This window comes from Cupriavidus sp. 01L43 (genome assembly GCF_056399925.1).
The window spans coordinates 21,391-37,095 of sequence record NZ_JBFTSH010000013.1 but is presented as its reverse complement, the minus strand read 5'-3'; the positions used below and the strand labels follow the sequence as shown (position 1 = coordinate 37,095).

General features: G+C 68.4%; 16 protein-coding genes. 8 read left to right on the top strand and 8 right to left on the bottom strand.

Translation table 11 applies throughout. The features are described from left to right. Positions 1 to 83: 83 nt before the first annotated feature. The 6 genes from AC1DP9_RS19935 to hemA form a co-directional block, all read right to left on the bottom strand. Positions 84 to 707: a UbiX family flavin prenyltransferase gene (locus AC1DP9_RS19935; RefSeq protein WP_092299097.1), complete on the bottom strand. Its 624-nt coding sequence runs from the start codon at positions 705 to 707 to the stop codon at positions 84 to 86. 2 nt (positions 708 to 709) lie between these two features. Next, positions 710 to 1,021, bottom strand: coding sequence for a Grx4 family monothiol glutaredoxin (grxD, locus tag AC1DP9_RS19930; protein ID WP_092299094.1), 312 nt, complete (start codon positions 1,019 to 1,021; stop codon positions 710 to 712). 78 nt (positions 1,022 to 1,099) lie between these two features. Then, positions 1,100 to 1,984, bottom strand: coding sequence for a peptide chain release factor N(5)-glutamine methyltransferase (gene prmC / locus AC1DP9_RS19925; RefSeq protein ID WP_477108293.1), 885 nt, complete (start codon positions 1,982 to 1,984; stop codon positions 1,100 to 1,102). 167 nt (positions 1,985 to 2,151) lie between these two features. Next, the gene (locus AC1DP9_RS19920) at positions 2,152 to 2,475 is read right to left on the bottom strand and encodes a hypothetical protein (protein WP_092299088.1); all 324 of its coding nucleotides are present in this window, start codon (positions 2,473 to 2,475) and stop codon (positions 2,152 to 2,154) included. Between the two features lie 203 nt (positions 2,476 to 2,678). Then, a complete protein-coding gene (prfA, locus tag AC1DP9_RS19915) occupies positions 2,679 to 3,761 on the bottom strand; it encodes a peptide chain release factor 1 (RefSeq protein WP_477108292.1) in 1,083 nt (360 codons plus the stop codon). Positions 3,762 to 3,894: 133 nt separating this feature from the next. Next, a complete protein-coding gene (gene hemA / locus AC1DP9_RS19910; RefSeq protein WP_092299082.1) occupies positions 3,895 to 5,199 on the bottom strand; it encodes a glutamyl-tRNA reductase in 1,305 nt (434 codons plus the stop codon). Between the two features lie 171 nt (positions 5,200 to 5,370). Here hemA and AC1DP9_RS19905 point away from each other — a divergent pair, with 171 nt between their 5' ends. Further along, positions 5,371 to 5,613 (top strand): GlsB/YeaQ/YmgE family stress response membrane protein, encoded by a 243-nt coding sequence (locus AC1DP9_RS19905; RefSeq protein ID WP_092299079.1) that lies wholly within the window; start codon positions 5,371 to 5,373, stop codon positions 5,611 to 5,613. 22 nt (positions 5,614 to 5,635) lie between these two features. On the opposite strand, the gene AC1DP9_RS19900 is transcribed toward AC1DP9_RS19905, so the two are convergent. Beyond that, positions 5,636 to 6,409: a 5'-methylthioadenosine/adenosylhomocysteine nucleosidase gene (locus AC1DP9_RS19900; protein WP_441645318.1), complete on the bottom strand. Its 774-nt coding sequence runs from the start codon at positions 6,407 to 6,409 to the stop codon at positions 5,636 to 5,638. A 173-nt stretch (positions 6,410 to 6,582) separates the two neighbouring features. Here AC1DP9_RS19900 and AC1DP9_RS19895 point away from each other — a divergent pair, with 173 nt between their 5' ends. From AC1DP9_RS19895 to AC1DP9_RS19885, 3 genes are read left to right on the top strand one after another with little or no spacing between them, the layout of a single operon-like run. After that, positions 6,583 to 7,599, top strand: a complete 1,017-nt coding sequence (locus tag AC1DP9_RS19895) for a DUF2157 domain-containing protein (protein WP_477108291.1) — start codon at positions 6,583 to 6,585, stop codon at positions 7,597 to 7,599. After that, positions 7,596 to 8,714, top strand: coding sequence for a DUF4401 domain-containing protein (locus AC1DP9_RS19890; RefSeq protein WP_477108290.1), 1,119 nt, complete (start codon positions 7,596 to 7,598; stop codon positions 8,712 to 8,714). Before AC1DP9_RS19895 ends, AC1DP9_RS19890 begins: the two co-directional genes overlap by 4 nt. Beyond that, a complete protein-coding gene (locus AC1DP9_RS19885) occupies positions 8,711 to 9,211 on the top strand; it encodes a GDYXXLXY domain-containing protein (RefSeq protein ID WP_092299067.1) in 501 nt (166 codons plus the stop codon). Before AC1DP9_RS19890 ends, AC1DP9_RS19885 begins: the two co-directional genes overlap by 4 nt. 80 nt (positions 9,212 to 9,291) lie before the next feature. Here AC1DP9_RS19885 and ychF read toward each other — a convergent pair whose 3' ends face one another. Beyond that, complete coding sequence (gene ychF / locus AC1DP9_RS19880) at positions 9,292 to 10,383, bottom strand: redox-regulated ATPase YchF (protein ID WP_092299064.1); 1,092 nt, start codon at positions 10,381 to 10,383, stop codon at positions 9,292 to 9,294. 139 nt (positions 10,384 to 10,522) lie between these two features. Here ychF and AC1DP9_RS19875 point away from each other — a divergent pair, with 139 nt between their 5' ends. The 4 genes from AC1DP9_RS19875 (at position 10,523) to AC1DP9_RS19860 (ending at position 15,670) form a co-directional block, all read left to right on the top strand. Continuing rightward, positions 10,523 to 11,830 carry a UbiH/UbiF family hydroxylase gene (locus AC1DP9_RS19875; RefSeq protein ID WP_477108289.1) on the top strand — a complete coding sequence of 436 codons (1,308 nt, stop codon included), beginning with the start codon at positions 10,523 to 10,525 and terminating at the stop codon, positions 11,828 to 11,830. Between the two features lie 58 nt (positions 11,831 to 11,888). Next, complete coding sequence (locus tag AC1DP9_RS19870; RefSeq protein ID WP_454757357.1) at positions 11,889 to 12,647, top strand: DsbC family protein; 759 nt, start codon at positions 11,889 to 11,891, stop codon at positions 12,645 to 12,647. A 121-nt stretch (positions 12,648 to 12,768) separates the two neighbouring features. Beyond that, positions 12,769 to 13,770, top strand: coding sequence for an acrylyl-CoA reductase (NADPH) (acuI, locus tag AC1DP9_RS19865; protein ID WP_477108288.1), 1,002 nt, complete (start codon positions 12,769 to 12,771; stop codon positions 13,768 to 13,770). Between the two features lie 76 nt (positions 13,771 to 13,846). Continuing rightward, on the top strand, positions 13,847 to 15,670 hold the full coding sequence (locus AC1DP9_RS19860) for a M61 family metallopeptidase (RefSeq protein ID WP_477108287.1): 1,824 nt from the start codon (positions 13,847 to 13,849) through the stop codon (positions 15,668 to 15,670). Positions 15,671 to 15,705: the final 35 nt, after the last annotated feature.

The window sequence follows — 15,705 nt, the reverse complement described above, 5'->3', positions numbered from 1 at the left end:
TCGCCAAACTAGCAGGTGGAAGAAGCGGGTAGAAGAAGAAGCAGAAGCAGAAGCAGGTAGAACAAGCAGAAGCGGGCAGAGCCCTAGTTGCCGGCGTCGGCCGCAGCCGGGTTCAGCCCGCCCCAACTTGGCGTGAGCGACTGGCCGATCTCTGGCAGATCGACGAGATCGAGCACGCGCCCGACCGTATGGTCGACCAGTTCCGCAATCGTCTGCGGCTTCTGGTAGAAGCCCGGCACCGGCGGGAACACGATCCCGCCCATCTCCGTGACCGCCGTCATATTGCGCAGGTGCGCCAGGTTCAGCGGCGTTTCACGCACCATCAGTACCAGCTTGCGCCGTTCCTTGAGCGTGACGTCCGCCGCGCGGGTGATCAGGTTGTCGGAGAGGCCATGGGCGATGGCGGCGAGCGTGCGCATCGAGCAGGGCGCCACGACCATCGCATGGGCGCGGAACGATCCGCTGGCGATGGTCGCGCCGATGTCGCGCACGTTGTGCACCACGCCTGCCAGCGACTCCACCTGGGCACGGCTGATATCGAGTTCGTGCTGGAGGTTCATCACGCCGGCGGGCGAGATCAGCAGATGGGTTTCCACCCCCGCCACGCCTTGCAGCACCTGCAGCAGCCGGACGCCATAGATGGCGCCCGTTGCGCCCGTGATGGCGACGATCAGCCGTTGCGGCACGGCGCCATCCGGTACGGGCATGATTACGACTTCAGCAGCGATTGCAGTTCGCCGTTCTGGTACATCTCCATCATGATGTCCGAGCCGCCGACGAACTCGCCGTTCACGTAGAGCTGCGGAATCGTGGGCCAGCTCGCATATTCCTTGATGCCCTGGCGGATGCCTTCGTCCTCGAGCACGTTGACCGTGGTCGGGGTGTCCACGCCGCAGGCCTTCAGGATCTGGATGGCACGGCCCGAGAAGCCGCACATCGGGAACTGCGCCGTGCCCTTCATGAACAGGACCACGGGGCTGCCCTTCACGATCTGGTCGATCTTCTGTTGTACGTCACTCATGGTGTGTAGCTTCCGGTTGCGCGCGGCGCCGTGTGGCGTCGCCAGTGTCTGGGATGGGGATTTCCGCCGAAGCGGATGTCAGGTCGGAATTTTACCGGATTCGCCCGACCATCGCCCGCCGCTGCACCGCTCCTGCCCGGCGAGGTCGCGGGCGGTGGCCACCTCGGTAAATCCACCCGCCTCAAGCAGCGCCCGCGTGGCCGCGCCCTGGTCGTAGCCGTGCTCCATCAGCAGCCAGCCGCCGGGCAGCAGGCGATCCGCCGCGCCGGCCATGATGGTGGCCAGGTCGGACAGGCCGTCCTCGTGGTCGGTGAGGGCGTCGATCGGCTCGAAACGCAGGTCGCCCTCCACCAGATGCGGGTCGCCAGAGGCGATGTAGGGCGGATTGCTGACGATCAGGTGGAAGCGCAGGGTGTCCGGCACGGCTTCGTACCAGTCCGACACCAGGAAGTGGATGCCATGCGCCTCGAGCGCGCGGGCGTTGTCCTGGGCCACCATCAGCGCACCCGGCGAGATATCGGTCGCCCAGACCTCGGCGTCGGAGCGCTCGCGGGCAATCGTCACAGCCAGGATGCCGGAGCCGGTGCCGAGGTCCAGCACACGCGGCGCGTGCACATGGGCCACGCGCGCCAGCGACATTTCCACGGCTATCTCGGTATCAGGACGCGGAATCAGCACATCGGGCGTCACGCGGAAAGTGCGGCCGAAGAACTCGCGCTCGCCCAGCAGGTAGGCCATCGGCTCACCGGCCAGCCGCCGCGCCATCAACGTGGAGAATGCATCACGTTGTGCTGCATTGAGATGGTCGGTATCACGCGTGATGAGTTGCGTACGCGTGAGGCCGGTCACGTGGGACAGCAGCATGCGGGCTTCGAGCGCCGGCAGGCCGGTCATCGCAGCCAGCGTCTGGGCTTCGCGCAGCGTGGGGGCGGGCGACAGGGCGCCCGACGGTGTGGAAGACATCGGAAATAGATGGCTGAAACTGGGAGAGCGGGTGCAAAAAACCCCGTCGGGACCTGGCGCGACGGGGTTCTTTGCTGGCGCCACAAGGGCGCCCGGTATTAGCCGCTCAGTGTAAGCCGATTTGGCAACGCGCGGGCGCGCGAGCGGCGTGATTCCATATGGACCAATTACTTATTGACGGTTTCCTTGGCCTTGTCTGCCGTGGTGTTCACGGCATCGCGTGCGGCTTCCTTGGCGTTGGCCATGGCGTGGCCGGCATCGGTCTTGGCCTGTTCGGCGGCGGCCGAGACATCGGCGGCGGCACCGCTCGCGGCGGCCTTGGCGGCGTCCGCGGCGTTTGCTGCGGCGGCGGCGGCATCGCTGGCGGCGGCCTTGGCCGATTCGGCAGCGCTCTGCATGGCGGCGTCGGCGTTGGCGGCCGGGGCGTCTTCCTTCTTGCTGCAAGCCGCCATGGCGGCAGTGATCATCAACAGGGCGAGCAGTTTCTTCATGATTTCATCCTTGGTGTCTGTTTTGAGGAGTCGACTTCGGCCCAGACTTCGTATGCCACCAGGTGCGGAAAGTGACGCATGGGGGCGGTCTGGTCGAATCGATTATAGACACCGCGTTTTGGCGGGCCAGTGCTGTTTCAAGCATTTACCTCCGTTACAAACCCTTGCCCACGGGTGATGAAATCATCACTGCGCGATGAAAATCAGCCCTCGTCGCCGAGCGCGGCGAGCTGGTCGGCCTGGTGTTCGGCGGAGAGCGAGGCGAGCAATTCGTCGAGGTCCCCGTCCATGATCATGTCGATCTTGTAGAGCGTGAGATTGATGCGGTGGTCGGTCACGCGGCCCTGCGGGAAGTTGTAGGTGCGGATGCGGTCGCTGCGGTCGCCCGTGCCGATCAGGTTGCGCCGCGTGGTGGCTTCCTTGGCCTGCGCCGCGCGCAGCTGCATGTCCTTGATGCGCGCCGCCAGCACCTTCATCGCCTTGTCCTTGTTGCGATGCTGGCTGCGGTCGTCCTGGCACTCCACCACGATGCCGGTGGGCAGGTGGGTCAGCCGCACCGCCGAATCGGTCTTGTTCACGTGCTGGCCGCCCGCGCCGGACGCGCGGAAGGTATCGACGCGCAGGTCGGACGGGTTGATCTCCACCTCGCCCACCTCGTCCGCCTCCGGCATTACCGCCACGGTGCAGGCCGAGGTGTGGATGCGGCCCTGCGCCTCGGTGGCCGGCACGCGTTGCACGCGGTGCCCGCCCGACTCGAACTTCAGCTTCGAGAACGCCGCGTCGCCGGCAATCCGCACGATCACTTCCTTGTAGCCGCCCAGGTCCGACTCGGACTCGCTCATCACCTCCACCTGCCAGCGCTGCCGTTCCGCATAGCGCGTGTACATGCGGAGCAGGTCGGCGGCGAACAGCGCGCTTTCCTCGCCGCCGGCGCCGGCGCGGATTTCCAGCAGCAGGTTGCGGTCGTCGTTGGGATCCTTTGGCAGCAGCAGGGTCTGAAGGCTGGCGGCGAGGTCTTCCAGCCGCTGGCGCGCCGCGCCGATCTCGTCGGCGGCGAACTCCTTCATCTCGGGGTCGTCCAGCAACGCCTGCGCCGTGGCCAGATCCTCCTGCGCCTGCCGGTACTGGCCGTATTGCTCGGCCACCGGCGACAGCTCGGCATGCTCCCGCGAGAGCTTGCGGTACTGGTCGATGTTGGCCGTGGCGTCCTCGCGGGCAAGCAGGGCGTTGACTTCATCGAGTCGCTCGGCCAGTTGGTCGAGCTTGTTGAGCATGCTGGCTTTCATGGGGATCCGAAAGGAAACTGGGGCGCGATGAGGGGGAGGCCTGCGCGGCGCCGTAAGGGGCGAACCGAGCGGCGAACCGAGGGGCTGGCAATGACGCCAGCGGGCCGGCGCGGCCGGCCGGGGACGAGCGCGGCTAGCGCTCGGAGTGGCTGCTGTGGCGGAACAGGCCCGGCACCAGGCGCAGCAGCGCCTCGCGGTCTTCGCCCTGGGTGTGGTTCAGCGCGTGGGTGGGGCCGTGCAGGAACTTGCGGGTCAGCGCACCGGAGAGGGCTTCCAGTACCGCTTCGGGGTCGTCGCCACGCGCCAGCATGCGGCGCGCGCGTTCGAGTTCGGCCTGGCGCATGGCCTCGCCGTTGGACTGGATCTCGCGGATCACCGGCACCACGCTGCGCGTCTCCAGCCAGTGCATGAAGTTCTGCACGCGGCTTTCGATGATCGCCTCGGCCTGCGCCACGGCGGCCTGGCGCAGCGCGCTGCCCTCGCGCACCACGGCGCCGAGGTCATCCACGGTGTACAGGAACACGTCGTTCAGGCGCGCCACCTCGGGTTCCACGTCGCGCGGCACGGCCAGGTCGACCATCATGATCGGGCGATGCTTGCGGCGCTTGACCGCGCGCTCCACGGCGCCCAGGCCGATGATCGGCAGCGAACTCGCGGTGCAGGACACCACGATGTCGAACTCATGCAGCCGCTCGCCCAGATCCTGCAGGCGGATGGCCTGCGTGGTCAGGCCCTGTTCGGCCAGTTGCTCGGCCAGCCGCTCGCCACGCTCGACGGTGCGGTTGGCCACCACGATCTGGCGCGGCATCTGCGCGGCGAAGTGCGTGGCGCACAGCTCGATCATCTCGCCCGCGCCGATGAACAGCACGCGCTGGGTCGAAACACTTTCGAAAATCCGCTGCGCCAGCCGCACGGCGGCGGCAGCCATCGACACCGAATGGGCGCCGATCTCGGTCTGGCCGCGCACTTCCTTCGCCACGGCGAAGGTGCGCTGGAACAGCTGGTTCAGGTAGGTGCCAAGCGCGCCGGCCTCGCCAGCGGTGCGCACCGCGTCCTTGAGCTGGCCCAGGATCTGCGTTTCGCCGAGCACCATCGAGTCGAGTCCGCTGGCCACGCGGAACGCGTGACGCACGGCTTCGGACTGGGGCAGGGCATACAGATGGGGGGCCAGTTCGCCGGCCGGCACGTTGTGGTGCTGGGCCAGCCACCGCAGCGTGTGCTCGAAGCCGTCCGCACCGGGCTGCAGCACATCGGTGGCGCAGTAGATCTCGGTACGGTTGCAGGTGGAGAGGATGGCGGCCTCGGTGCCGCTGCGGCCGGCCAGGTGGGTGCGCAGGGCGCCCAGGGCCGGTTTGATCTGCTCAAGCGGAAACGCCACACGCTCGCGGAGCGAGACGGGTGCCGTAGTGTGATTGATGCCGATCGCGAGCAGTTGCATTTGTGGGGTTCGTTGCCATCCGGATCGTAGCCGGAAGCGATGGCCATTATACCGCCGGGCCGCGATTTTGCAGGGCGAGGGGGCGTTTTGTTCCAAGTGCGCCAAAACGCCAGTATTGTTACGGCGCGGTCACGCGGTGGTGGCCGAATCCGGATCAAATAGGGGGTGCCGATGCTCGGCTTGGTGGTGGTGGGGGCGATCGTGGGCCTGGCGGGACGCCAGATGCACCCGGCCGGGCGGGTCGTGAGCCTGCCGGCCGCGCTGGTGCTGGGTGTGCTCGGCGCGCTGGGCGCCTTCTACGGCGGGCGCGCGGCCCACTTGTTTACCGACGGCCAGCTCTCGGGCTGGACCGCCGCGATCGTCGGCGCGGCGCTGCTGGTCGGCGTCTGGGGTGTGGCGCGCCCGCGACGGTAGGGCTGTCCGCCCCGCCGGCTGCCTAGGCTTGACCCCGCGCGGACAGGAAGCGCCGCAGGATCGCGCTCGAATAGTGGCTCGCCACGTCGCGCAAAAATGCCGAAAAGTCCACATGCGCGACATCGTCGGCCCGGTCCGATACGGTACGCATGACTGCATAGGGCACGCCGTATTCGTAGCAGATCTGGGCCAGCGCGGCGCCTTCCATCTCCACGGCCTGCAGGCCCGGCAGTCTTTCCCGCAGGTCGGCCACGGCCGCCGGGGCGTTGATGAACTGGTCGCCGCTGGCCACCATGCCCACGTGCAGGCGCGGTGCGGCCACGCCGAAGCGGGCCAGCACGCCGTCCGGCACTTCGGTGGCGAGGTCGAGGCGCAGGAAGTCGTCGGCCGCCGTCCGCAGCGCCGCCGTCAGCGCCGCATCGGCCGGAAAATCGGCGCGCGCCAGCAGCGGCACCTCGTGGCGCGGGAACAGCGGGCGGGCGTCCAGGTCGTGCTGGAGGGTGCGGTCCGCCACGACGATATCGCCCACGCGCACCTCGGGCCCCACGCCGCCGGCCAACCCGGTGAACACGATCTCGTCGACGCCGAACTCGCGGATCAACGTGACCGTGGTGGCCGCCGCCGCCACCTTGCCCACGCGCGCGAGCACCAGCACCACGGACTGCCCGTGGAGCGTGCCGGCGTAGTAGTCCCGCATGCCGATGGTGCGCACGGTGGCGCGCGCGTCTTCGTGCCGCATGGCGGCGATCAGTCCATCGACTTCGTCGTGGAGCGCGGCAAGGATGCCGAGGGTCATGGCTGCCCGGATTGGATGAGAAAGGCGCCAGCATACCGGCGCCGGGAGCGCGGCGGAAGCGGGGCGCCGCGTTTTCAGAACCCTCTCATAGGCACGGGCAGGCCGCTTTGCTACAGTGCGCTTGCGTTCGCATTCCATCGTTTTCCATCGCATTCCAGCCCGGGAGAATTCCGTTGGAACCCCTTTCAGATCGACGCATGGCCCAGCAGGCGCTGGCCGACTGGCGCGCCCAGGATCGCCTTGGCGCGGAAAGCCTTGCGCCCGCGTGGGCCCGCACCTTGCCGGTACGGGCGGACTGGTACCGCTGGCTTGAGCGGGCGCTGCTGGCGCTCGGCACCGCGCTGCTCTGTGCCGGCGTCATCGTCTTCTTCGCGTTCAACTGGGAGGCGCTGCACAAGTTCGCCAAGTTCGGGCTGCTGGCGGGCGTGCTGACCGGGCTTGCGGCGCTGGCGGCATGGCGGCCGGCCGGGGACGGCATCGGGCAGGCCGCGCTGGCTGGCGCGCAGGTGGTGTCGGGGGTCTGGATGGCCGTGATCGGCCAGACTTACCAGACCGGCGCCGATGCCTGGCAACTGTTCGCCCTGTGGACGCTGCTGGCCGTGCCATGGGCGCTGGCCGCGCGGGCGGCGCCGCACTGGTGGCTGGTGATCGTGGTCGGCAACGTGGCGCTGCTCCGTTATGGCAGTGTGCGGCTGGGCGTGGGCAGCATGTTCGACCTGCTGTTTTCGGGGCGCCATGCGCGCGAGACCACGCTGTTCCTGCTGCTGGCGTGTTGCATCCAACTGGTGATCTGGTACGTGCTGGCGGCCCGCGCGGCCCGCTGGGGTTTTCGGGGCGATGCCGGCCCGCGCCTGATCGCCGTGCTCGCCTGTGGATATGCGGCCTGGCTGGGCCTGACGAGCGTGCTGGTCCATCGCGTGGAGGCGGTGGGGCTAGTGGCCGGCGCGGTGGCGCTGGCCGGGCTCGGCGCCTGGTTCCGGCGGCGCGCGTCGTTCGACATCGTCGTGCTGAGCCTCGCCTGTCTCGCCGGCATCGGGCTGGTGGTGTCGGCGCTGGGGCGCCTGCTCGCCGAGGGCCATGGCGACTTCGGCATCTTCCTGCTGCTCGGGCTGGTCACGGTAGGGCTGGCTGCTGCGGCGGCGGCATGGCTGCTGCGGGCATGGCGTGACGCCAGCGGGAGGCCGGCGTGAGCGCGCAAGCGGTGGAGCGAAAGCTCTGGGACGACCTCACAGCACAGGGCGTGGTCGAGGGAGAGTACGTGGCCACGCAGCGCACGCCGTGGCCCATTCGCCTGCTGATGGGCGCGGCGGGCTGGCTCGGCGCGCTGTTCTTCCAGGTATTCCTGCTCGGCTCGGTGTTCGCGGCAACGAGCGGCAACGGCCCGGCCATGCTCGTGACCGGGCTCCTGATGCTGGGCGGGGCCGTGCTGCTGTACCGGATGGCCGGCGAGGGCAGCGGGCGCATCGCGCTCTGCCAGTTCGCGTTGGCCCTGAGCCTGGGCGGGCAGGGCATGGCGATCTTCGGCACGGCCCAGATGCTCGGCGGCGAGTGGCTGGTGGACCGCGCGGCGTTCTGGCTCGCGGTGGCCGTGTTCGAGGTGGCGCTGTACGCCATCGTGCCGAACCGGCTCCATCGTTTCGTGGTGGCGCTCGGCGCGTGGACGGCGCTGGCGTTCGCGCTGAATATCGCGCTGGCCGGCGCCCGGCACTACGGCTGGGTCGTGCTGCCGTGGTCGCTCGGATGGCTGATGCCGCTGGCCTGCGCGGTGGTCACCGTCTTCGTGCTGAAAGAGCATTGGCTGGCGGCGCGCGGCGACCATGGGCGATGGGAGCCCGGCGCGGACGCCACGCTGGTCTTCGCGCTGGCGGCGGCGCTGCTGGTCACCGGGGCAAACCATCCGCTGGCTGGGGTTTTCGATGAACGTGGCGCACCGCGCCTGCTCGCGCCGTGGCTGGCCGGGGCGCTGACCGAGGCGGTGCTGCTGATGTTCGCGTTGTTCGAATGCCGGCGCCTGCATGTCGAGCCGCGCGTCGGTGCGGCGGTGCTGGGTGTGACGCTGGCCTTCGCCACGCTGATGGTGATGGCGCCGGCCGTCGGCGCTGGGGTGCTGGTACTGGCGCTGGCCCTGCGGCGCGGGTCGCTGCCATGGCTCGGGCTCGGCATCGCGGCGCTCATCGCGGGCTTTGTCTGGTACTACGGCTCGCTCCAGTGGACGCTGCTGGCCAAGTCCGCCACGCTGGTGGCGGCCGGCGTGCTGCTGCTGGCGGTTCGGATCGTGATGCGACGGATGGAGGCGCGACCATGAAACGATGGATCGTGGTGGCATGGCTGCTGGTGATCGGCGTGGCCGGGGCGGTCATCGTCGGCAAGGAACGGGTGCTGTCGCATGGGGAGGTCGTCTACCTTCGGCTGGCACCCGTGGACCCGAGGTCCCTCATGCAGGGCGACTACATGGCGCTGAATTTCGCCCTCGGGCTGGAAATCGCCGCCGCCCAGGCCCGCGCCCAGTCCCCGCGCGAGCGGGAGACCGAAGTGGTGATCCGCCGCGACGCCGCCGGGGTCGGGCAACTGGTCCGGCTGCAGAACGGCCAGCCGCTGGCCGAGGGCGAGCGGCGCCTGCGCGTCCAGAACGTCCCCTCGCGCTGGGGCGGCCCGATCGTGCAGGTCTCCACCGACGCGTGGTTCTTCCAGGAAGGACAGGCGGAGCGGTTCGCCAAGGCCCGCTACGGCGAATTCCGGCTGGATAGCAGCGGTCAGGCGCTGCTGGTGGGCATGCGGGATGAACAGTTGAAGCCGTTGTAGCCGCGAGCGAGGGCTCGCGCTGCGCCCTCAAGCAAAAAACCCGGCATCTGCCGGGTTTTCTCGGGTTTGTTACGCCTGCCTCAGACGTTGAACAGGAAGTTCATCACGTCCCCGTCCTTCACCACATATTCCTTGCCTTCGGCGCGCATCTTGCCGGCTTCCTTCGCGCCCTGTTCGCCCTTGAACTGGATGAAGTCATCGTAGGCGATGGTTTGCGCGCGGATGAAGCCGCGTTCGAAGTCGGTGTGGATCACGCCGGCGGCCTTGGGGGCGGTGTCGCCCACGTGGATCGTCCAGGCGCGGACTTCCTTCACGCCTGCCGTGAAGTAAGTCTGCAGGCCCAGCAGCGTGAAGCCGGCGCGGATTACGCGGTCCAGGCCGGGTTCTTCCATGCCCAGGTCGGCAAGGAATTCGGCCTTGTCGGCGTCTTCCAGGTCGGCAATCTCGGCTTCGATGGCTGCGCAGACGGCCACGACCGGCGAATTGGTCAGCTTGGCGTGCTCACGCACTGCGTCGAGGTGCGGATTGTTCTCAAAGCCGTCTTCGCGCACGTTGGCCACGTACATCGTCGGCTTGGCGGTGATCAGGCAGAACGGGCGGATGGCTTCCCATTCCTCGGGCGACAGGTCCAGCGTGCGCACGGCCTTGGCCTGATCGAGCACGGTTTGTGCCTTCTCCAGCACTGCCACGAGGCGCAGCGCTTCCTTGTCACCGGCGCGGGCGGGCTTGATATAGCGCGCGTGGGCCTTTTCCACCGTGGCCAGGTCGGCCAGCGCCAGTTCGGTGTTGATGACTTCGATGTCCGACAGCGGATCGACCTTGCCCGCCACGTGGATCACGTTCGGATCCTCGAAGCAGCGCACGACGTGCGTGATGGCGTCGGTTTCGCGGATATTGGCCAGGAACTGGTTGCCCAGGCCTTCGCCCTTGGACGCGCCCGCCACCAGGCCGGCGATATCGACGAATTCCACCGTCGCCGGCAGGATGCGCTCTGGCTTGACGATGTCAGCCAGCTTCGTAAGCCTCGGATCCGGCACTTCCACGACGCCCACATTGGGTTCGATGGTGCAGAACGGATAGTTTTCGGCGGCGATGCCGGCCTTGGTCAGGGCATTGAACAGCGTGGACTTGCCGACGTTGGGCAGGCCGACGATGCCGCATTTGAGGCTCATGGTGTCTGGCTGGAAATAGCAAAGGCTGTATTCTAGCGGATGGCCACCCTTGGCCAGCCTTTATCCCTCGGCGGGCGGCCCGCCACGGCTTGTGCGATTGTCTCCGATGGCGCGCACGTCACGTCGCTATAATCGAGGCATGACCGGATCAGCCGCACCGGCGCGTCGCGCCGCCTCCCATTCCATGCCCTCGACTCCATCCTCCCGCTTTCAGATTGCCGTGGTCGGCGGTGGCATCGTCGGCAAGGCCTGCGCACTGCTGCTGGCCCAGCAGGGCATGCAGGTGGCCCTCGTCGCGCCCCGCCCCGTGGGCGAGACCGCGCGCACCGGGGAGGACGACTGGGACAGCCGCATCTATGCGTTCTCGTCCAGTTCGCAGCAGTTGCTGGAGCGGCTGCGCGTCTGGGAGGCCCTCGACCCGGCCCGCGTGCAGCCCGTGCGTGACATGCGCGTCTTCGGCGACGTCAGCGCCGCGGAGGCCAGCCCCTCGCCGCATGGCGATCTCCATTTCTCGGCTTACGCCGCCGCCGTGCCGCAACTGGCCTGGATCATCGAGTCGAGCCATGTGGAGCGCGTGCTGGACACCGCGCTACGCTTCCAGCACCAGGTGCAATGGTTCGATGAGGCGGCCGAAGGGCTCGATCGTGACGTTGACGGCGTGACCCTGACCCTCGCCAGCGGCGCCCGCGTGCGCGCCAACTGCGTGGTCGGCGCCGACGGCGCGCGCTCCTGGGTGCGCCAGCAATGCCATATCGGCACCAGCCAGCGGCGCTACCGCCAGCTTGGCGTGGTGGCGAACTTCGCCTGCGAACTGCCGCATCAGGAAACCGCATGGCAGTGGTTCCTGGGCGCGCCCGAGAAGCTCATGGCCGACGAGGAACTCGCCAATGGCGAGATCGTCGCCATGCTGCCGCTGCCCGGCAACCGCGTGTCGATGGTCTGGTCCGCCGATGAAGCCCACGCGCAGGACCTCGTCGCGCTGTCCCCCGAGGCCCTCGCCGCCACCGTGGCCCAGGTGGCCAACGGGGCGGTCGGCGCCCGGTTCGGCACGCTGCGCTGCCTGACGCCGGCCAAGGGCTTCCCGCTGGTGCTCCAGCGTGCCGAGCAGTTCGTCCAGCCGCACGTGGCGCTGGTCGGCGATGCCGCGCATGTGGTCCATCCGCTGGCCGGGCAGGGCATGAATCTTGGTTTACGCGATGTGACGGAACTTGGGCGCGTGATGGCCGACAAAGAACCGTTCCGATCGGAAGGCGACTTGCGCCTGTTGCGCCGCTACGAGCGTGCACGCGCCACGGACCTGCTCTCCCTGACTGCCGCCACCGATGGCTTGCACCGGCTGTTTTCGCTGCCGGGCGCGCCCGCGCGGCTGATACGCAACGCCGGCATGCGCGCCGTGGGCGGCCAGGGGCTGCTCAAGCGCTTCCTGATCGGCCGCGCGCTGGGCTGAGCCGGCCAACCACTATTTAAAGATTCTGCCGACAAGGCACCCGAACCCTGGAGTCACCATGTTGCAACTGTTCCGCCGCCGTTCCGCCCGCATGGGCGCCCTTGCTGCCCTGGCCGGTGGCCTGGCCCTGGGCGGCTACGCCCTGCACGCGCTGGCCGCGGACGAGCCGGGCACGGACCGCATCAAGGCGTCCATCCAGAAGATGCTGGGCGGCCGCGCCGAGGTGAAGAGCGTGACCAAGGCGCCGGTACCGGGTTTGTATGAAGTCAACGTGGGCGGCCAGATCGTCTACACCGATGCCACCGGGCGGTACATCATCAATGGCGAGGTCATCGACACCAAGACCAACACCAACCTGACCGAGGAGCGTCTGGCCGAGCTGAACAAGATCAAGTGGTCCGATCTGCCGCTGGCGCGCGCCATCAAATGGACGAAGGGCGATGGCAGCCGCACCGTGGCGGTGTTCTCGGACCCGAACTGCGGCTACTGCAAGAAGATCGAACAGACCTTCCAGCAGATGGACAACATCACGGTCTACACCTTCCTCTACCCGGTGCTGTCGCCCGATTCGACCACCAAGGCCAAGCAGGTCTGGTGTGCAACAGACCGTACCAAGGTGTGGCGCGACTGGATGCTGAACCACGTGGCCATCACCGGCAACGGCAGCTGCAAGACGCCGGTGGACGAGAACCTGGCGCTGGGCCAGAGCCTGAATATCTCGGGCACGCCGGCAGTGTTCTTCACCGACGGCACGCGCATCCCGGGCGCGGCGGACATCGCCACGCTGGAGCGCAAGCTCGCCAGTCTCAAGAAGTAACGCGTGGCGCCGGACCCTCCCGGCTGTCTGAAGCGGCCGGCACTGTCCGGCCGTTTTGCTTTCCGGCGCCTGCGCTGCGTTACCAAATTCCCTGAAAAATCAAAGAGATCGAGGAGACACCATGACGTTCCAGGCTTTGCTGCTGACCCAGACCGATGGCAAGACGGCCGCCGCCGTCACCCAACTCGATGAATCCGCGCTGCCGGTGGACGGCAACGTGCTGGTGGCCGTCGACTATTCGACGATCAATTTCAAGGACGGCCTGGCAATCACGGGCCGCGCGCCGGTGGTGCGCAAGTGGCCGATGGTGGCGGGGATCGACGGCGCCGGCACGGTGCTCGATTCGAGCGACCCGCGCTGGCGCACCGGCGACCGCGTGGTGCTGAACGGCTTCGGCGTGGGCGAGACGCACTGGGGCTGCCTGGCGCAGCGCGCGCGGCTGCAGGGAGACTGGCTGGTGCGGCTGCCCGACGCGTTCACGTCGCGGCAGGCCATGGCGATCGGCACGGCCGGCTACACGGCCATGCTGTCGGTGCTGGCGCTGGAGCGCGGCGGCGCGCTTGGGCCCGTGAAGCCCGGCGATGGCGAGGTGCTGGTCACGGGCGCCTCGGGCGGCGTGGGCTCGGTGGCCATCGCCATTTTGTCGAAGCTCGGCTATCGCGTGGTGGCCTCCACCGGCAAGACCGCCGAGGCGGATTTCCTGCGTGCGCTGGGCGCCGCCGACGTGATCGACCGGGCCGAACTGGGCGCGCCGGGCAAGCCGCTCCAGAAGGAGCGCTGGGCGGGCGTGGTGGATTCGGTCGGCTCGCACACGCTGGTCAACGCCTGCGCCCAGGTGCGCTACGGCGGCGTGGTCACGGCGTGCGGGCTGGCGCAGGGCATGGATTTCCCGGCCTCGGTGGCGCCGTTCATCCTGCGCGGCGTGACGCTGGCCGGCATCGATAGCGTGATGGCGCCGATGTCGCTGCGCGAAACCGCGTGGAAGCGGCTGGCGCGGGATCTGGCCCCGGACCGGCTCCAGGCCATCACGCGTGAGATCCGGCTGGGCGAGGCCATCGACGCCGCCAGCCAGATCATGGCGGGCGGCATGCGCGGCCGCGTGGTGGTCGATGTGAACGCCTGAGGGAACGTCCGAGGGAACGCCCACAAGACAAGTCCACGTTCGAAGGGTGACGGGGCGTGGCGCTACAATCACAACCATGACGCCGATCCGCTACGCCATCGCCCCGCTTCAGCCCGAAGCCCATCTGTTCGCCGTGACCGTGACGGTGGACGTCCCCGACCCCGCCGGCCAGGTCTTCACGCTGCCCGCGTGGATTCCCGGCAGCTACATGATCCGCGACTTCGCGCGCAACATCGTCCGCATTCGGGCCGATGCGGGCGGGGCGGCGGTGCCACTGACCAAGCTCGACAAGCAGAGCTGGCAAGCCGCACCGGTGGCTGCCGATGCCGGGCCGCTGGTCCTGCAATACGAGGTCTATGCCTGGGACCTGTCGGTGCGCAGCGCGCACCTCGACACCACCCACGGCTTCTTCAACGGCAGCTCCGTGTTCCTGCGCGTGGTGGGGCAGGACGACCAGCCGTGCACCGTCGATCTCCATGCGCCCGCCGGCGAGGCGTATGCCGACTGGCGCGTCGCCACGGCGCTGCCCGAGGCGCGCGGCCCCGGCGGCGCGCGCCGCTACGGCTTTGGGCGCTATCAGGCAGCCAACTACGACGAACTGATCGACCATCCGGTGGAGATGGGCACGTTCGCCATGGCCAGCTTCCGTGCCTGCGGCGCCCAGCACGACGTGGTGTTCACGGGCAAGGTGCCGAACCTCGACCTGCAACGCGTCTGCCGCGACCTGAAACAGATCTGCGAGGCCCAGATCCGGCTGTTCGAGCCGCGCTCGGCCCGCGCGCCGTTCCTGGACAGCAATCGCCGCTACGTCTTCATGACGATGGTGACCACTGACGGCTACGGCGGCTTGGAGCACCGCGCCAGCACGGCGCTGATGTGCGCGCGCGGCGACCTGCCGGTGCGCGGCAACGCCGAGACCAGCGAGGGCTATCGCACCTTCCTGGGGCTGTGCAGCCACGAGTACTTCCACACCTGGAACGTCAAGCGGATCAAGCCGGCGGCGTTCGTGCCGTACCAGCTCGCGCAGGAAACCTATACGCCGCTGCTGTGGCTGTTCGAAGGATTTACGAGCTACTACGACGATCTGATCCTGGCCCGGACGGGGCTGGTTTCGACCACCCAGTACGTCGAGATGCTGGCCAAGACCTGGAACGGCGTCTTGCGTGGCAACGGCCGCACCAAGCAGAGCGTGGCCGACAGCGCCTTCGATGCCTGGACGAAATACTATCGGCAGGACGAGAACGCGCCGAACGCCATCGTCAGCTATTACACCAAGGGTTCGCTGGTAGGGCTGGCGCTGGACCTGACCATCCGCGAGAAGACCGGCGGGCGGAAATCGCTCGATGACATCATGCGCGCGCTCTGGCAGCGCTACGGCCGCGACTTCTACGCGCCGGGCGCCACCCAGCGCGGCGTGACGGAGGCCGAGGTCCATGCCCTGTTCGATCAGGTGACCGGGCTGCGGCTCGGCACGCTGCTGCGGGCACTGACCGAGGGCACGGGCGAGATCAACCTGCCGCCGCTGTTCCGCGCCTTCGGCATCAAGGCCGAGAAGGTCGAGCCGGGCAAGCCATCTGCCGGCGCGGCGCTGGGTATCAAGACCCGCAACGAGGAAGGCTGGGTGCGCGTGAGCCAGGTGCTCGACGGCGGGGCGGGGCAGGCCGCCGGCGTCTCGGCGGGTGACCTGCTCGTGGCGCTGGACGGCCTGCGGCTGGCGCCCGGCCAGCTCGACAAGCAACTGGCGCGCTACCGGCCCGGCGACGCCGTGCAGCTCCACCTGTTCCGGCGCGATGAACTCCAGGTGCTGCCCGTCACGCTGGCGCGCGAGCCGGCCATGCAGTACAAAGTGAACGTGGAGCCCGGCAAGCATGCGGCCCGCACGCGCTGGCTGGGGCAGTAACCGGCCGATGACGGCGCCCGGGTCCTGACACCGGG